Source organism: Zobellia galactanivorans, from assembly GCF_000973105.1.
Classification (GTDB): domain Bacteria; phylum Bacteroidota; class Bacteroidia; order Flavobacteriales; family Flavobacteriaceae; genus Zobellia; species Zobellia galactanivorans.
On the sequence record NC_015844.1, the window covers coordinates 4,905,133 to 4,921,921 of the forward strand.

At 43.5% G+C, this 16,789-nt stretch carries 20 protein-coding genes; 17 read left to right on the forward strand and 3 right to left on the reverse strand.

The genetic code is table 11. The annotated features are described in order from the left end of the window. Positions 1–23 precede the first annotated feature (23 nt). Genes ZOBGAL_RS19695 through ZOBGAL_RS19705 form a run of 3 tightly spaced genes read left to right on the forward strand, consistent with a single transcriptional unit; the run spans position 24 to position 2,002 of the window. Complete coding sequence (locus ZOBGAL_RS19695) at positions 24–1,040, forward strand: M4 family metallopeptidase (RefSeq protein ID WP_013995504.1); 1,017 nt, start codon at positions 24–26, stop codon at positions 1,038–1,040. Next, on the forward strand, positions 1,040–1,306 hold the full coding sequence (locus tag ZOBGAL_RS19700; RefSeq protein ID WP_013995505.1) for a protealysin inhibitor emfourin: 267 nt from the start codon (positions 1,040–1,042) through the stop codon (positions 1,304–1,306). Before ZOBGAL_RS19695 ends, ZOBGAL_RS19700 begins: the two co-directional genes overlap by 1 nt. A gap of 12 nt (positions 1,307–1,318) precedes the next feature. Further along, positions 1,319–2,002 (forward strand): haloacid dehalogenase type II, encoded by a 684-nt coding sequence (locus ZOBGAL_RS19705; protein WP_013995506.1) that lies wholly within the window; start codon positions 1,319–1,321, stop codon positions 2,000–2,002. Between the two features lie 6 nt (positions 2,003–2,008). On the opposite strand, the gene ZOBGAL_RS23700 is transcribed toward ZOBGAL_RS19705, so the two are convergent. Together ZOBGAL_RS23700 and ZOBGAL_RS19715 are read right to left on the reverse strand one after the other, a co-directional pair. Next, positions 2,009–2,152: a hypothetical protein gene (locus tag ZOBGAL_RS23700; RefSeq protein WP_173427285.1), complete on the reverse strand. Its 144-nt coding sequence runs from the start codon at positions 2,150–2,152 to the stop codon at positions 2,009–2,011. 271 nt (positions 2,153–2,423) lie between these two features. Beyond that, a complete protein-coding gene (locus ZOBGAL_RS19715) occupies positions 2,424–3,050 on the reverse strand; it encodes a GntR family transcriptional regulator (protein WP_231854774.1) in 627 nt (208 codons plus the stop codon). Positions 3,051–3,253: 203 nt separating this feature from the next. Between ZOBGAL_RS19715 and ZOBGAL_RS19720 the strand changes: the two genes are divergently transcribed. From ZOBGAL_RS19720 to ZOBGAL_RS19730, 3 genes are all read left to right on the forward strand, one after another. Next, complete coding sequence (locus tag ZOBGAL_RS19720) at positions 3,254–4,057, forward strand: hypothetical protein (protein ID WP_148560735.1); 804 nt, start codon at positions 3,254–3,256, stop codon at positions 4,055–4,057. 454 nt (positions 4,058–4,511) lie between these two features. After that, the gene (locus tag ZOBGAL_RS19725) at positions 4,512–4,967 is read left to right on the forward strand and encodes a cold-shock protein (RefSeq protein ID WP_013995511.1); all 456 of its coding nucleotides are present in this window, start codon (positions 4,512–4,514) and stop codon (positions 4,965–4,967) included. Positions 4,968–5,032: 65 nt separating this feature from the next. Beyond that, entirely contained in the window at positions 5,033–5,716 is a 684-nt protein-coding gene (locus ZOBGAL_RS19730; protein ID WP_046287610.1) for a 3-keto-disaccharide hydrolase, read from the forward strand. A gap of 5 nt (positions 5,717–5,721) precedes the next feature. On the opposite strand, the gene ZOBGAL_RS19735 is transcribed toward ZOBGAL_RS19730, so the two are convergent. Then, positions 5,722–6,315 (reverse strand): pseudouridine synthase, encoded by a 594-nt coding sequence (locus tag ZOBGAL_RS19735; protein WP_013995513.1) that lies wholly within the window; start codon positions 6,313–6,315, stop codon positions 5,722–5,724. A gap of 126 nt (positions 6,316–6,441) precedes the next feature. On the opposite strand from ZOBGAL_RS19735, the gene ZOBGAL_RS19740 reads away from it, so the two are divergent. The 11 genes from ZOBGAL_RS19740 (at position 6,442) to ZOBGAL_RS19795 (ending at position 16,652) form a co-directional block, all read left to right on the forward strand. Next, positions 6,442–7,071: an SDR family oxidoreductase gene (locus ZOBGAL_RS19740; protein WP_013995514.1), complete on the forward strand. Its 630-nt coding sequence runs from the start codon at positions 6,442–6,444 to the stop codon at positions 7,069–7,071. 94 nt (positions 7,072–7,165) lie between these two features. Next, positions 7,166–8,059 carry a sugar phosphate isomerase/epimerase family protein gene (locus ZOBGAL_RS19745; protein ID WP_013995515.1) on the forward strand — a complete coding sequence of 298 codons (894 nt, stop codon included), beginning with the start codon at positions 7,166–7,168 and terminating at the stop codon, positions 8,057–8,059. A 10-nt stretch (positions 8,060–8,069) separates the two neighbouring features. Next, positions 8,070–9,272, forward strand: a complete 1,203-nt coding sequence (locus ZOBGAL_RS19750) for a PQQ-dependent sugar dehydrogenase (protein WP_013995516.1) — start codon at positions 8,070–8,072, stop codon at positions 9,270–9,272. 237 nt (positions 9,273–9,509) lie between these two features. Further along, positions 9,510–9,836, forward strand: a complete 327-nt coding sequence (locus ZOBGAL_RS19755) for a hypothetical protein (RefSeq protein WP_013995517.1) — start codon at positions 9,510–9,512, stop codon at positions 9,834–9,836. A 288-nt stretch (positions 9,837–10,124) separates the two neighbouring features. After that, on the forward strand, positions 10,125–11,240 hold the full coding sequence (locus ZOBGAL_RS19760; protein ID WP_013995518.1) for a suppressor of fused domain protein: 1,116 nt from the start codon (positions 10,125–10,127) through the stop codon (positions 11,238–11,240). 37 nt (positions 11,241–11,277) lie between these two features. Next, positions 11,278–11,721, forward strand: a complete 444-nt coding sequence (locus tag ZOBGAL_RS19765; protein ID WP_013995519.1) for a GNAT family N-acetyltransferase — start codon at positions 11,278–11,280, stop codon at positions 11,719–11,721. A gap of 244 nt (positions 11,722–11,965) precedes the next feature. After that, positions 11,966–12,667: a hypothetical protein gene (locus tag ZOBGAL_RS19770; RefSeq protein ID WP_013995520.1), complete on the forward strand. Its 702-nt coding sequence runs from the start codon at positions 11,966–11,968 to the stop codon at positions 12,665–12,667. Between the two features lie 14 nt (positions 12,668–12,681). Then, positions 12,682–13,551, forward strand: coding sequence for a hypothetical protein (locus ZOBGAL_RS19775; protein ID WP_013995521.1), 870 nt, complete (start codon positions 12,682–12,684; stop codon positions 13,549–13,551). Between the two features lie 31 nt (positions 13,552–13,582). Next, the gene (locus ZOBGAL_RS19780; protein ID WP_013995522.1) at positions 13,583–14,185 is read left to right on the forward strand and encodes a GNAT family N-acetyltransferase; all 603 of its coding nucleotides are present in this window, start codon (positions 13,583–13,585) and stop codon (positions 14,183–14,185) included. A gap of 229 nt (positions 14,186–14,414) precedes the next feature. Next, positions 14,415–14,822, forward strand: coding sequence for a nuclear transport factor 2 family protein (locus ZOBGAL_RS19790; protein ID WP_013995523.1), 408 nt, complete (start codon positions 14,415–14,417; stop codon positions 14,820–14,822). A 102-nt stretch (positions 14,823–14,924) separates the two neighbouring features. Further along, positions 14,925–16,652, forward strand: a complete 1,728-nt coding sequence (locus ZOBGAL_RS19795) for a cellulase N-terminal Ig-like domain-containing protein (RefSeq protein ID WP_158499754.1) — start codon at positions 14,925–14,927, stop codon at positions 16,650–16,652. Positions 16,653–16,789 lie beyond the last annotated feature (137 nt).

The following is a 16,789-nucleotide window of genomic DNA, read 5'->3' on the forward strand; positions in this document are numbered from 1 at the left end:
GTAAATCAGAAACCCCATTTTTTATGTGTACCCATGCCCAATGCTATATTGTACCTCCCTATTTGCTCGAAAAACTGGCCAAACTCGGCAACAACAGTTGTAAGAGGGCTTTGAACGATACGGGTAGGATTGCGGAACGAAGAAGGAACAGCCTTAACAACCTCTTATTACGCAAGCCGGAAGAGGGGAAGGGTGAACGCTATATCTACGACTCCAAAAACCAATTCGAACAACGCTTGGAGCTGGTTCGAAAAGAGGGACAGGAAGCCGTAGAAGACCCAAGTGTAAATAAGGCCTATGAGACTTCGGGTTTTGTTCGCGATTATTTTAAAGAAACTTTTGGCCTCAATTCCATTGATGGCAACGGTCTGGATATTATTTCCAACGTTCATTATGGCGAGGGCTATAACAATGCCTATTGGGACGGCGATGAGATGACCTATGGCGATGGTGACGGAAAGGAATTTACCGATTTTGCCAGTGCTATTGACGTTGTGGCCCATGAACTGGCCCACGGGGTGACCCAATTTTTTGCCAATTTAGAATACCAGAGCCAGCCTGGGGCTCTTAATGAGCACTTTTCCGATGTGTTCGGCACCATTATTAAACAGAAATACCTAAAGCAAGATATTTCAGAGGCCGATTGGCTTATAGGGGACAGTGTGGTTACCGAGGGATTTCCCGGCGTTGCCATCCGCTCTATGAAGGCACCGGGAACGGCCAACGATTTTGACACCCAGCCCGACCATATGGACAACTACTATAACGGAAGCGGGGATAACCAAGGCGTACATATCAATTCAGGAATTCCTAACAAGGCCTTTTATCTCTGCTGCCTTGAAATCGGCATAGATGACTGTGCCCTGATATGGTTCGAAACCTTAAAATCGCTCTGGCGCACGGCAGATTTTAACGATATGGTAGAAACCTTGACCCGTACCGCAGAACAACTTATTTCGGAAAACAAGGTGTCCGAAAAGGCAATTGAAGCTATCAGTAGTAGTTTTACGCAAGTAGGTCTAAGCCCAATTATAGCATAATGAAGTATCAAATCAACATAGAAGGAGGTTTTACAGGTATTCCCAAGCAATTTGAAGGGGAATTGAAACTCGATAAAGAAGCGGAAAAGGAAATGCTCGAAGCCGTCAGTGTTAAACGCGAAGACCATAGCCATTTAAGGGACGGATTTACCTATACGGTAAAGTTTAGCGATGGCAAGGAAGTCTACGAGTCACAATTTAACGAATCGAACCTTCCCGAGAATCTTCGCCGTTTTATTACCGATGTTCAAAAAGGAAGCCACTGAACTGCAGCTAAAATGTCGGCAAAAGTAAAGAAACCCGAGCTACTGATTTTCGATGTAAACGAGACCCTATTAGATATGGGACCTCTGGAAAATGCGATTAACGAATCATTAAATTCAGAACATGCCTTTTCCTTGTGGTTTAGAACCTTACTGCATTACTCCTTAACCGAAACTTTAACGGGTAACTATGTAGATTTCGGCACTATCGGAAAAGCCACCCTTAAGATGACCATGCGGAAATTCGGTAAAAACCTATCGGAAGATCGCTTGGATGCCATTCTGGGAAATATAAAGAAGTTGCCTGCGCACGAAGATGTAAAAGAAGGCTTAAAAATGTTGAAGGAGGCCCAAATCAAACTCGTGGCCTTATCGAATAGTAACGGAAAACTTTTAAATGCACAATTGCAATTTGCGGGTCTTGCCGATTATTTTGACGCTATTTTTTCTGTGGAAGCCGTAGGACGTTACAAACCCGAGCTTGCTTCTTACAGGGCGGTTCTCGAGACCATGAAGGTTCCGGCAGAAAATACCATGATGGTCGCTGCCCACGGATGGGATATTTTAGGAGCCAAAAGGGCAGGCTTACGAACCGCCTTCGTTGCCCGTGAAGGACATGCCATCTATCCTTTGGACGGCACACCCGAACTAGAGGCGAAAACCGTTTTGGAAGTAGCCCGAACCTTATTGAAGAACTAGTAGCTACTAGTCCTTTATTCGTTCAGTATCCTGGCTTAAATCACCGTAGTCTTGAAAAATACCGCAAGAGTATTCCCTCTTTACCAATGATTTTTCTTCTCGCTTTTTCTTTTTGGCCAAAACTTCGATTTGTGGAGATAAGTAACCCATCTTATTGTTTTTTTTAGGTATCGTTAAAACGCCTGTGATTAAAAATTGTTGTCCTCTTTTTCGGTTTTCAATCGAATTATAGATCAAATGTATATCTGTATTTTCGATCCGTAATTCATTTTACAAAAACTTTGTGATTATTTAACCGAAGCATTGAAAATGAACAACATAAAGGTACGCAACACTTTGTACGATATCGATACGAATAATGACGCAAGAGCGCAAAATCACTGCAAAAAAACCAAGGGTTTACTGATTTTTATTGAAGAATCTATAACACCACAAGCTGCTTTTCGATATAGCTTTTTATGAGCATCCAATTCATTTTTAGAACCAATGCGGCCGATGGAATATTATCGTCTTCAATGGCCGAGATAATGGCGTCGTGCTGGTCGTTGGAATTATAGTGAAAGGAATCGTTGGACATAAAGGCGCGTTCATAGAAAAAAACACGGGTTTTGAGGTCCTTGAGTATTTGTTGAAAAACGGGATTTTTGTAGTTCGAGGTAAGCAGACGGTGAAACTCCATATAGGCATTGACCCGTTCTAGGGCATTCTCGGCCTTGGCGATAAGGTCCCTTTGCTTTTTGAGTTTGGAAATCGCCGCTTCGTCAAAGGTCGATTCTTCCAAGGCTAGAACTTCCAAATGGGCGACCAGCTCATAGAGGTTCTTTGCCTCTTCGGGGTTTACGGCCGCAATCACGAATCCGCGGTTGGGTATGGCCCGTACGATATGTGATTGCTGTAATTGGGTCAAGGCTTCTCGAATAGGGGTTACGCTCACCTTGAGCTGTCGCGCCAAGGCGGCCAGGTTGATGCCCTGTCCGGGCTGCAAATGGCCCTTTTGCATTTGCCTTAAAAGATGTTCCCTTACCTTGTCGCGTAGTATTATGCTCATTCCCATTCCGTAAATATATGAATCGTATACGATTTTACGATGATTTTAGATGGAATAAATTCAGGTTTCGACTTCATATAGCCATTGAAAATAGTTAGGATACGGTTGGTACTATTTTTTGGGCCTTTCATCTGAAAAACGCCCGGAATCATACTAAAACACAGAAGATTGCGTTTTTAGTGCGTAACCCAAAAATTATGGACATGAGTTATTTATTCGAGAAAATGAAACCTTTCGCCCTATATGGCGCCCTTGCCTTTTTGGCCTTTAGTTGTTCTAATGATGACGAAGGCACACTAAATGACGGACAAGACCAAAAAGTAGATCAGACCGAAATCAAGACCGTTCTGGAAACCGACCAAATGACCAGTGCCGCGGATACCGTGATACAAGACCTTTTTACGAATCGCCAATCGGGAAAATCGGCCAAAGACAACAGTTGCTACGAAGCCGAGTATACCAACACAGGCTTTACGGTCTCTTTTGACCAATGTAAAGTCGAAGACGATGGGGAAGTGCTTAGCGGTTCATTGACCGTAACCTATGGCGGACAAGACGATTCGTATACCTATAGCGTAAGCTATGACAATTTAATCGTCGGTGACATCGAATTAGATGGTACCCGAAGTATCTCCCTTGATGCCGGGGAAGAAAATTCAATCATATTCAATGTGGTCAGTGATATGTCATTGACCCTGGCCGACGACTCCGTAATTAGCGAAAAAGGAAACAAGATCTCCACCATCATATTAGGAGAGGAATTCGGAACCGGAAAACTTACCGTTGACGGGGAATGGATCGTTAAAGCCGATGGCAATACCTATTCCGTTAATATCAAGTCCGACCTTGAAGCCGAGTTTGGATGTGATTACGTCGGAAAAGGCCTTATGGAGCTAACAAAAAACGGATTGACCGTAGATGTTGATTTCGGTAACGGCGAATGTGATGATATCGGAGAACTCACTTATCCCGATGGTACCAAAGAGACCATTTCATTAAAAGATTGACCCTCATAAATAGAGACATAAAAAAGCCCTTATCTTTATCGGATAAGGGCTTTTCTTTTGCTTTCCCATATAAACAAAATCCAATAAGTATGTAGCTAAAAGCGATGTATAAAGGGATTTTTTTGTTTTTATCCTTTTGGATTCCACTAGCCCTAGAAAGGATCCCTTTCTATCCATTACAATGAACGAATCTTAAGCGAAGGCTTTGGGGTTTTGACCTCTTTTGCTTCAAAAATGGGCCCGAAGTTTTAATTCATATGGAAACCAGAATAAAAAAGCCCTTCCAGCTTACAGAATTAATTGCCGTATCAACCTAGGCTCAAGCACATTACCTTCTTTAATATAAAATGGGCCGAACATCCCCAAAGATGTAATTTCTTTGCCCGAAAATCATAATAAAATCAAAATAAATGCCTATCTTATCCTCCTAATTTTAAAACAAGAAAAATACCGAATGGCAAAATCGCAGCAAACCTATAATAAGACTGAAAAAGAGAAGAAACGTCTAAAGAGACGAGAAGAGAAACAAAAGAAGAAAGAAGCTCGAAAAGCTGCTGCTAAAGAAGGAGGCGAAGGTATTCCTTTTGCTTACGTTGACCATAATGGTAACCTTGTAGATACTCCACCAGATCCATCCCAAAAAGTTCAGGTCGATGCCGAAGATATCGTATTGGGCATTCCCAAGAAAGTAGAAGGCGAAGAAGAGGAATTTGACCCTGTACGTAACGGTAAGGTGTCCTATTTCGATTTCTCCAAAGGCTTCGGTTTTATTATCGATTCTGAAAATCAAGAAAAATACTTTGTTCACGTTAGTGGTCTTATCGACGAAATCGATGAGAACGACAAGGTAGCCTTTGAACTTGAAAAGGGAATGAAGGGTATGAACGCCGTTCGCGTAAAGAAAATTTAAGCGGCCGTTTTCAAATAATACAATCTTAATAAAAGGGCAGCATGTTATGTCCGTTTTCTACGTCTATGAAAAAATTCATCTTAGTTTTTTCTCTAGCTTTTGCTACCCTATGTTCATGTACACCCTCTGCCAAGAACCTGTTCAATGGCAAGGACTTAAGTGGGTGGCATATTGATGTGCCGGCCATGGATAGCACGGATGCCAGAAACCCTTTTATTATGAGGGATGGCATGTTGGTCAGCTTGGGAACGCCTGCAGGCCACATCATTACGGATGCTTCGTACGAGGACTTCCGCCTTGACGTTGAGTATCGTTTTGCCGGGGAACCGGGCAATTGTGGTGTCTTGGTCTTTGCCTCTACACCGCGCTCCCTTTATAAGATGTTCCCTAAATCCATTGAGGTGCAGATGATGCACGAGAATGCCGGTGATTTTTGGTGTATTGTCGAAGATATCAAGGTAGATGATATGGTGGAACGACGCGGGCCAAAAGAAGAATGGGGTATTACCGAAGGAAAGAAACGACGCATTGTCAACCTGACCGATGGTTCGGAAAAACCCGTAGGGGAGTGGAACCATATGACCATAGAATGCCTAAAAAACGAGATCAAGGTTTGGGTAAACGGCGATATGGTCAACCATGGCTATGAGGCTACCGCCCAGAGCGGACAAATTGCCCTACAGGCCGAAGGTTCTGAAGTCGAATTTAGAAAAGTAGCGCTTACCCCAATTCAAAAATTGACCGAGTAATTCGATCATTCGAGATTTAGTACCGCAGGCATATCCGGAAAATCGATAACATCGGACGGATTCATGCCTTGCAAGGTCACCGACCCGATACGTACCCGCACCAATCGCAAGGTAGGAAAGCCTACCGCCGCCGTCATTTTTCGTACTTGCCGAAATTTACCTTCCGTTAAGGTCACCGATAACCAAGAATTAGGCCGATGCGTCCCCACACGCAATAAGGGGTGGGCCTTAGGAAAACCCGGGTCTTCCTTTATCAATCGCGCCGCACAGGGCTTAGTACGGTATTTTTTACCTGCAATACCGATTTCCACGCCTTGCTGAAGTTCTTCTATGGCTTCCGGACTAATGCTACCGTCCAATTGGGCATAATATTCCTTTTCTATGCCCGACCGGTTCACCGTATCGCTCAATTTTCCGTCCGTCGTCATTAAAAGGAGTCCCTCCGATTTTTCGTCCAGCCTTCCTATAGCCATACTTCCTTCTACAAAATCATACAGTTCGCTTATAAAGCGCTTGGTACGTTTCTCCTTTATATTGTTCGACCCCATCTGACTGATGAGTCCGAAAGGCTTATAGATCTTATAATGCTGATGGGCCATTCAAAAAAAATTATGCCGCAAAGGTAAGGAAGCGCAACGGAATGTTTTTGGGGCAAAAAGGAATCATTCTGGATCAAGCCGCGCCATAGCTTAGACGTAACTTCGTAGGAACAAAAAAACGATGAAATGGAAAATGTATTAGTAGCGGGTGCCAACGGTACCACAGGAAAAAAGATAGTAGCCTTACTCAACGAATCACAATATTTCACCCCCGTGGCCATGGTGCGCAAGGCATCGCAACAGGCTCAATTTGAAAAGGATAACATTGCCACGGTCTTGGGCGACTTGGAAGGGGACATATCGCATACGGTAAAGGACATCGATAAGGCAATATTCGCCGCCGGTTCAGGAGGGAAGAAAGTTAAGGAGGTGGATGAAGAGGGGGCCAACAAACTGGTAGATGCCTCAAAATCCGTCCATCTAAAAAAATTCGTAATGCTGAGTTCCATGGGCGCCGATAGGCCCGAACAGGCAAGCGACCTAAAGGAATACCTTAAGGCCAAGCACAATGCCGATGTATATTTAAAGGAAAGCAAGCTTACCTATGCCATCGTACGCCCCGGTTCATTGACCAACGATAAGGGAAGCGGAAAGATCAAGGCCGCGTCGAGCTTAGGCCAATCCGGCTCCATTAGCAGGGACGATGTAGCCCAAACCTTAGTCCGTGCCCTCCACGATGACGCCCTTACCAATGCGACCATAGAAATTCTAGAAGGCGACACCCTTATCGGGAAAGCACTGGAATCGGTTTCATAAATCGTATAAATTTTCGTTCTCCCAAAACTTTGTAATATATTCGGGTTTGCCTTATCGGGCAGACCCTTTTTTTTTGAATGAGATATCGCCAATAATGGAACGAAGAGATTTTATTAAACGGAGTACATGGGCATCGGCCGCAACCCTACTGCCCATTACCAAATTTCCCTTGGCCCGTAAACCCAAGTTCAAAATGGGCCTACAACTGTTTACCATTCGCGATGCCATGGCGAAAGCCCCTATAGAGAGCCTTAAAAAGGCAAGGGCCATGGGCTATGAAGACCTTGAGATCTATGGTTTTGACCCAGACCGTATCGGGTATTACGGGTATAGGGCAGGGGAGTTCAAACAGATTTTGGATGATCTTGACCTGACCGTCTCTAGCGGACATTATAATTTTTCGTCTTATTTTGACAAACCCGAAGACGAGCTAAAAGCCTATTTGGACGCCTGTATCAAAGGGGCCCAAATCCTGGACAAACCCTATATTACCTGGCCTTGGTTGGCCCCCGAGTTTAGAACCCTTGAAAACTTTAAGGTACTAAGTGGTAAATTGAATTGGATGGGGGAGCAGGTAAAGGCCGCAGGCTTGGGTTTTGCGTATCATAACCACGATTTTGAATTTACCGACCACAATGGGCAAACCGGTTATGATATTATCCTAAGGGAAACCGACCCTGATTTGGTCAAGTTGCAGATGGATATGTATTGGGTGGTACATTCGTCAAACAGTACCCCACAAGAGCTTATTGCCCAACATCCGGGGCGTTATGTCATGTGGCATATCAAGGATATGGATAAAGTGAGCCGCGACTATACCGAACTGGGCAATGGCTCCATTGACTACGTAAAAATGCTGTCGCAAATCGACCCTGATGCCCTAGCGTATTATTATATTGAGCAAGGCGGAAACTTCGCCCACAACGACATGCAGAGCATTGCCGATAGCGCTACGTTCTTTAAAGAAAATTTAAAAAAATACCTCTAACAACAAACACATGAAAAACCTTACCCTAAAAACATTTGCAGCCGCCCTGATAATGGTTGGCTTTACGGCCTGTAACGACAAAAAGGAAAAAACCGAAGAAAAGGAACCCGCGGTAAGCTACGACGAAGCCAAGTCCCAACTCCCCATTGACCGCCTGAACTTACCTGATGGATTTAAGATAGAGGTATTCGCCGACAGTATCGATGGTGCACGCTCTATGGCCATGGGTGACGACGGGACTCTTTTCGTGGGCACTAGAAACGACAAAAGGGTATATGCCATTCAAGACCGTGATAAGGATTTTAAGGCGGACAGAGTGATTGAGTTGGATACTATTTTTGATTCGCCCAACGGAATCGCTTTTAGAAATGGCTCACTTTATGTGGCCGATGTAAGCAAACTCTTCCGTTATGACAATATTGAGGCCAATTTAGACAGTGTACCCGAACCCAAGCTCGTGTATGACGATTTTCCCGAGGCCTTTCATCACGGATGGAAATACATCGCCTTTGGCCCCGATGACAAATTGTACGTTCCCGTAGGCGCTCCCTGTAACATTTGTGATTCTACCATGGTAGATGAGCGTTTTGCCAGCATTAGCCGTATGGACCCCGATGGAAGCAACCGCGAGATCTATGCCAGGGGCGTTCGTAATACCGTAGGTTTTACATGGCACCCAGAAACCAAGGAAATGTATTTTACCGATAATGGCAGGGATATGATGGGCGATGATATTCCTCCCTGTGAATTGAACCGGGTCACGGAGGCCGGACAGCATTATGGCTATCCGTTTTGCCACGGTGGCACCATCAAGGATCCCGAGTTCGGAGACCAACGCCCATGCTCCGATTTTGTAGCGCCCATTCAGACCCTAGGAGCCCATGTAGCCCCCTTGGGCATAAAGTTTTATACCGGAGCTATGTTTCCCGAAAAATATAAAAAATACGCCTTTATCGCCGAACACGGCTCGTGGAACCGCTCTAAAAAATCTGGCTATAGGATTTCTTTGGTGAAAATCGAAAACAATGAAGCGGTAGCTTATGAAACCTTTATAGACGGCTGGTTGGACGAAGAAAGCCAGGAAGCCTTTGGAAGGCCCGTAGATGTGCTATTCCTTGAAGATGGCTCCCTTCTGATTTCCGATGATTTTGGCGATGCCATTTATAGGGTGACCTATACTGGCGAAAGCGGACAGTTGGCCAGCGCCGAGTAGTTCAACTCCTGATAAAATCCCCCTTTTTGAAGGGGGATGCCCATAGGGCAGGGGAGGTATTCCCCGATTAAGGCAAGGCTCCTACTCGTGGTATCCGCACAGCGATATATGAGATACTTATTTTTGACGTTGTCAATTTAGGATAGCATTAATGATGATATCCCATTCGTGGCGTGCATTGGAAAAATTCAGACTACGAAGAATGACAAATGAATTTCACTCACTTTACTAATTGCTATGAGCCTATTTAACCTATTCGGAAAAGGAAAAAACGACCAAAACAAACCGGAATTTAAATTTAACGACCCCGAAAACAAGGCCGTTTTTACCTGCAATCATGTAGTTGATGAAAAATGTCCGATACTATATGCATCGCACGATACGGATGGAGATTGGCAATTCTTATGTGGAGGGAACGACCACACGGAAGAAAACGCAAAACTCATTTCTTTAAAAAATGCTGTGGAACTCGATAACACCCTGAACGAATTGTTTGAAATGCCCATTGGAGTTGGGGCAGAGCGGAATGGAATAGGGGGAAAATGGGAGCCGTTTAGACTTTAAAACTAACGGTAAAGACCGAAGCACCACCCCTTCATTAAAGATGCTGCCCCCCTAGTTTCCATGCATCACCCCGACCAAAAAAAACAAACTAATACAAGGTCCGAATAGAGTCCCCCTTTGAAGGCGCGCGCAGGCAGGGCGGGGGAGGTATTCCTCGACTAGGGCAAGCCTCATCCTTATGTTATCCGTAAAGCGATATAAGAGATGCTTATTTTTGACGTTATCAATTTAGAATAGCATCAATAATCATATCCTTTTATATAACCAACTCGACCAAAACACCAAAGCATGAGTTTCCTAAAAAATCTATTTTCATCCGAAGAAGAAGAATTTCAAGAAGCCGAAGTCCTGATCGAGGAAGCATCACCTTCTTGCCCGATTAAAGCATTTGTGGAACAAGACAACCGAGTCGTCTACTTTTATTTATGGGGAGATGAAAAAACAAATTTTGGGGTAAAATCTTGCTGGGTTAGAAATCTAAAAAAAGCCCCGGCCAAATTGGAAGAAAAATTAATGGACAAGGGCATTCCCCCTATGCTGCCCGAACAATTTTGTAAGTTCAAGGAAGGACAGGGGAAATTGGATCCAAATGATTTGGAAATTATTTGGACCGAAGAAGGAGATGCCGCAAGTCTTTTAGCAAATGGGGAAGTAATTGCCATCATCCCAAGCTGGGGAGGAAAAAATGGCTTTTATGGATATGCAAGGGATTGTATCGGACAAGGGGATTTTGCTTGGGAATTGACAAAATCAAATGAATTTTTGGACAGGATACAACAATCTAAGGCCTATTGGGATTCTTGGGGCAATGAATTGAACCCTTTTCAAATTCAACAACCCTTGATATTAGGCACCTACGATGAATCGTTTGGGAAGCACGACAAGTATTACGCCATAGATGGAAACGAATGGCCGCCTAAAGGCCTCTATTTGAGAGCGGGCGAGTCAAAAACGGTCTTTGCGACAGTGGGACTTTCCTTAGTCCCTATGCCCTTGGTTGAGATGTACTTTGAAGACCGGTTTGAGTCGAATCGGATCGAGCTCGGAATTATATTGAATTCCGTTTTTTCCGATGATGAATTACAGGAAATGGCTAGGTGGATAAGTGCCCAATCTTCTATCCCTTGGGACCATATTACGTTTTTAGGCGAAGGGCACACCATCAATTTTATGCGTTTTAATTCTTCAATATTCAATTTTGTTTGGCTCACCAATAGATTGGACATCCTCCCTAAGCCTGAACTAGAGGACTATCGTGGCTCAAAAATCAATTTCCTATGGATGGTGCCCATATCAGAAAGGGAAAGAAAAGAAATCATGGACAATGGTAGCGATTCGGTTATTGAGAAGTTTAACGAATTAGGTAAAGACATATTTTCACTTCAACGCAAGGAAATAGTATAGTACTACTGGCTCTCATTTGAAAACCATAACGCGCATAATGATCAGGAAATATTCAAATAAGGATAAACCGAAAATAATCGAATTACTACGAAAGAATACTCCTGCTTTTTTTGCTCCTTCCGAAGAAGCCGATTTATCAAACTATCTTGATCGCGAAGTGGAAGATTACTTTGTTTATGAAGAGAATGCCGTCATTATTGGAGCAGGAGGGATAAATTACTTCCCTAAATTAAGACTTGCCCGAATTTCGTGGGATATCATCAACCCAAATTTCCAAGGAAAAGGCGTGGGAAGAACGCTGATACAACACCGGCTTGATCATTTGAAGGGGATTGAAAATATGGATTCAATCGTCGTTCGAACAACACAATTGGCCCATAAGTTTTATGAAAAAATGGGATTCGAACTTGAAAAAACGGAAAAGGATTTTTGGGCAAAAGGTTTTGACCTTTACCAAATGAAGATGCCCCATAAAAAATAAGGCATTCCCGCTTCGTTAGGGAAGGTTAGCCCCACACCACATAGGCATCCTGACCAGAAAAAATCAAAGCCATACAAGATCCAAATACAGTCCCCCTTTGAAGGGGGTATGTACTTCCCGGCTGACACAAGGTTACGAGAGATTTACTACCTTAGTTGCTATAAGTAGAATAGCATCAATGACTATACCCTCCTGGTATGTGACTTGAAAACAGCATAGAACTACGAATTCAAATAAAGTCAAAGTGAGCCTATTCTCGTATCATTTAGTAAAACTTCCCTTTTTTGATGCGATGAAAGGCATATTCTCGAATCCGATTGCCAAGAATACGAAAGGGCTGATCCACTCGGAATACATGACGGCAATGACCCTGGGCGCTCCTATCTTATCCTCGTCTCGAATCTTACTCGGGCAAGTGGCCGTTTTTATGCAATGGGAAAACGAAAGTGCCCTTGAAAACTATTTGAAAGAAGACCGTTTTGGACGTAGGCTCGCTAAAGCTTGGCACGTGCGCCTGTCCTTTATTAGGGAATGGGGAAAGTTTAGCGGGTTTGAAATACCAAAGCACAGAGCGCAACCGGAAAGTTCAAATGCGCCTGTAGTCGCAGTCACCATAGCACGAATGAAGCCATTGGCCCTTCCAAGGTTTATTCATTGGGGAAGACCTGTAGAAAAACTGGTGAGAGACCACCCGGGTACGGTACTTTCATTAGCGTCTATCAATTTTCCCAATACCGTCTCGACTTTTTCGATTTGGAAAACGGAAAAAGAAATGACCGATATGGTCCATGGTCATAGTGCGGTAGAAAGACCTCAAAGACATTCCGCCGCCATGAAAGAAAGAGAAAGAAAGAACTTTCATTATGAGTTTACTACTTTAAGGTTTAAGCCTTTGGCCGAATTCGGCGAGTGGAAAGGGAAATCAAATTTTATTCCCCCTACATAAGGGTTTCGGTAGATATGGGAATAGCACATAAAAAACAAAGTCTTCAAGATCGGATCACGCAGCAATGGGTTATTCTTTTTGGAAAGAAAATCGATACGACCGAACACCAATGGCTCTTAGGACCTTTTGGCGGCACCAATGGTATTGGTTTGAAATTTATCGACTACCTGGCCAAAAAAGAAGGTTTACATATGGATCATGGGAAAAGGAACAAGGGATTGATTCAATCGATCGACCAACTCAAGCTGTCTCCCAATGAATTAAATACCTTATCTAAAGATGTGGTTGACTTTTATCAAAACACATCTGATTACGACCTTCGGTTAAAAGTAAAATGGAATCCTTTTTTTAAGGGCTTCGGCGTTTTACTAAACATACTGTTCAGCAAAAGAATAGAGCAACTAAACGTCCCAATAAAAAACATAAAGGACCCGTCAGGATTGACAAGTGAAATAATTCAACTAGTAGACCCCAAAACAAATGAAGTCAAAAGAACGGTCTGGCTCCGAACCTTTAAGTCTACCGATCAAATCGTGTATTCGGGGGTTTATGAAACCTGTACCATACCATCGGGACAGACAGGTATCAAAGCGATATTTCCTTTACCCAATGGAAATGCTACTGTCATTTTAACCCCTAAGGTCGGAAGAAACGGTGAACTCATACTCGATTCCGCAGGACATCGAATAGGGGATAGCGGATTTTACTTTTTACTGGAAGACTCAAAGGGACAATTATGGACCAAGTTCATTTCCTCATTTAAAGACAAGCTTGTAGTACGAAGTGAACATCAAAGAATTACCGCTACCCAGACCTTGACCTTGTGGAATTTGAGGGTTTTACAATTTGAATACAAAATAAAAAAAGCGGCACATGATAACTAGGCCATGGGCACAATGAATAAAAATAAAGCAAATGCTAAATTTCGACTGTAAGAACAACCACATTTTAGAAGACGACTTTGTCAAATTAAGTCCCCTTAAGACCGAGCACGTCAACGACTTAATTGAAATCGCCAACGAAGCCGATATCTGGAAATACTCTTTCGTAAAAGGCGACGGAATTGAAAACCTGACCCAATACATCCAATCGGCCATTAACAACCGAAAGATAGGGAAGGAGTATCCATTTATCGTTTTTGACAAAATCAAGAATCAATTTGCCGGAAGCACCAGATATTGTGAAATAACCCCTAGTCTGAAAGCCATCCGGTTAGGCTATACTTGGTACGGAAAAGCGTTCAGGGGAACGGGTCTAAACAAACATTGCAAATATCTGTTGTTTGAATTTGCCTTTGAGAGAATGGGAGCTGAAAGAATAGGGCTAGGAGCCTATATCGAAAATAAAATAAGCATTGCGGCAATGGAAAGCGTAGGCTGTAAAAAAGAAGGCATCATGCGGGGAATTTTTCCGGCAACGAACGGAATAGGACGAACCGACTCCGTTTTATTGAGCATTCTAAAAAACGAATGGGATGAAAATGGAAAATCGCAATTAAAAAGCAAGTTGAACACATAGGTACACCGTACCGTATATCATATTTATGGGAAGAAAATAGTGGAATCGAATGCCGAAATTTAGAATCCATAGTGCATCCGCTAAAAGAGATACCCCTTGGCCAGCTTTCTTTAGGGGATGTATTGCTTTAGCGCCTATAACTATATAGTACCGATACCCATTTTTCATTGTTGACTTTCATTGTTCAAGTTCACTTATCTTAAAATTAAGACCAACTAAAACCAAAATCATGGGAACAAAACAGAACATTCAAACCATTGACACCTTGTACAAGGCTTTTGCTACCGGCGATATGCCCATTGTTCTGGGCTTGATGCACGCAAAAATCGAATGGAAGGAAGCCGAGAGCAATCCACTTGCGGACGGAAACCCCTACATAGGTCCAGATTCGATCTTAGAAGGCGTATTTGCACGCCTTGGAGCCAAGCACGAGCACTTTGGCGTACAAGACGTAAAAGTCCATGGCATGAGCGATAACATGGTCTTAGCTACCCTAAGGTACAATGCCAAGGTAAAGGCTACCGGAAAAAGTTATAATGCCCAGGCCGCACATTTATGGACACTTAACGATGAAGGAAAGATTACCGCCTTTCAGCAGTATGTCGATACCAAGAAATTGGCCGACGCCGAAATGTAATTTACAGTCCCGTCCCATAATAGGCCCCAATTACAAGACCGTACTATTTCGGGCCAAAGAACAACAACCTATAAGGGCATAATGCCCGAATACAAATTGAAGATGAAGTACATACTTAGCCTCCTTTTTTTACTGATATCGTTTTTCGGTTTTTCCCAAAAGCCATACGATTACACCTTATTGACCTATTCGCAGGTAGGATACGATAGCCATATGCCCAAACATGCCATGATTCAAAATACCGATTCTACATTTTTGAGTGCCGATGCCACTTTTATATTAAGAAGGGCCTCAGACCATAAAAAGGTGCTTAAAGGTAAGATTGGGAAATCTACCAAAAAGTGGAACAAATTCTGGTGGAAAGTCGATTTTTCAGATTGTAAAACGGCCGGCGCCTATGTTTTGGAAATTAGGGACCATAACAAACCTATATTCCAAAGTAAAAAGGAATTACCCATTACCATAGGCAAAAAACGGCTCTGGGACGAAACTTGGTATGCAACCGCGCTATCGCACTTACATATACGCGATAGCCTGAGCTATCAACCTGAAGGGGGATGGAAAGATTGTGGCAGTCCCTTACAAGAGGTAAGCAGCCATATCATTATGTTAAACGCCTTATGTGACCTATTGGAATTGGACAAAGAGAACCTATCCCAGGCGCACAAATCGGAAATACACGAACAATTGATAGTGGGGGCGAATTACGTTGCCCTGTGTCAAGACAAGGCGCAAGAACTGGGCTTCAAGGAAGGTGCCGTCATTCATGAAGCCCGGGAGAATTTAAAGGTCGTGACCGGAAATGTGGCCAAAACGGCCATGATATTGGCCAAAATATCGCGTTTGATACGGGCTGAAAACCCTTCGCTTGCCAATGCATATAAAGCCCGCTCCCTAAAATCATATCAATGGATTTCAGAGTATGGCCCCGTGCTTCATTGGGACAATACCGATAATTTCGCCATCACCCACGGCGCGCCTTACGGCATGAAAAGACCGCCCAAGGAATGGATGACCAGGGATTTGGTTATGATGATGTGGGCCTCGCTCGAACTATACAAGTGCGGAGAATTGGAGTATAAAAACAAAGCCGTTGACTATGCTTCAAAAATCATAAAAAGACAAGTACCGAAAGACCGGGCCGAAGATGGCCTTTACGGTCATTTCTACACCTACGACTCTTATGATTTTACCGAAAAAGCCGATATACACTGCGGTGCATGGAATGCCAATTATAAGGCCTATAACCAAGGCGGACACTTTCCCCATTACTTGATTCCGTTAATAGAGATGATGGATCTATGGGGCGATCACCCGAATGCGGTGAGTTGGAAAGCCTGTGTCGATAGTTTCGCTTTTAACTACTTTCTGCCGGCCACCCATCAAAATCCTTTTAAAATACTACCCGCCGGATACTACAAAAACGAGGGATTATTGAACTGGAGTGGATGGTACCACGGACATAATAAAATTTTCGGCTATGCCGCAGGCCTCGCCATGGAGTTTTATAACCTATATCACGACGATAGGTTTATTGAAATCGCCGTTGGTAATTTACAGTGGATATCGGGACTTCACTCAGGCTTCCATGAAAATACGGAAGACTTTTCGGCAAGTATGATCGTTGGAATAGGAAACCGTTCCAAATCGGATTGGGATGCCATGACCGGCACCATAACCAATGGCTTTGAGGCCGATGGTCAGTTCAAACTGAGCAAACCTAAAAAAGAAACCGATCTACCTACGGTTTTCGGCGATGAAGGCGGAATTCACCACCCTGCCGGCTGGATTAGCGGACTCACTCGTTTGTATTATTACCAGAAAAAATAAGTCCTGAAATAGTTCCGTATGCGATGGCGTGGAAATCGACAGTGCCGACACACCGACCCAACCGGCACAAGCCTGCTGTTCGCTCCGCGTAAATAAAAATGCCTTGCAATAAATTTCCGCTGCGGAAGGCTCAGTAT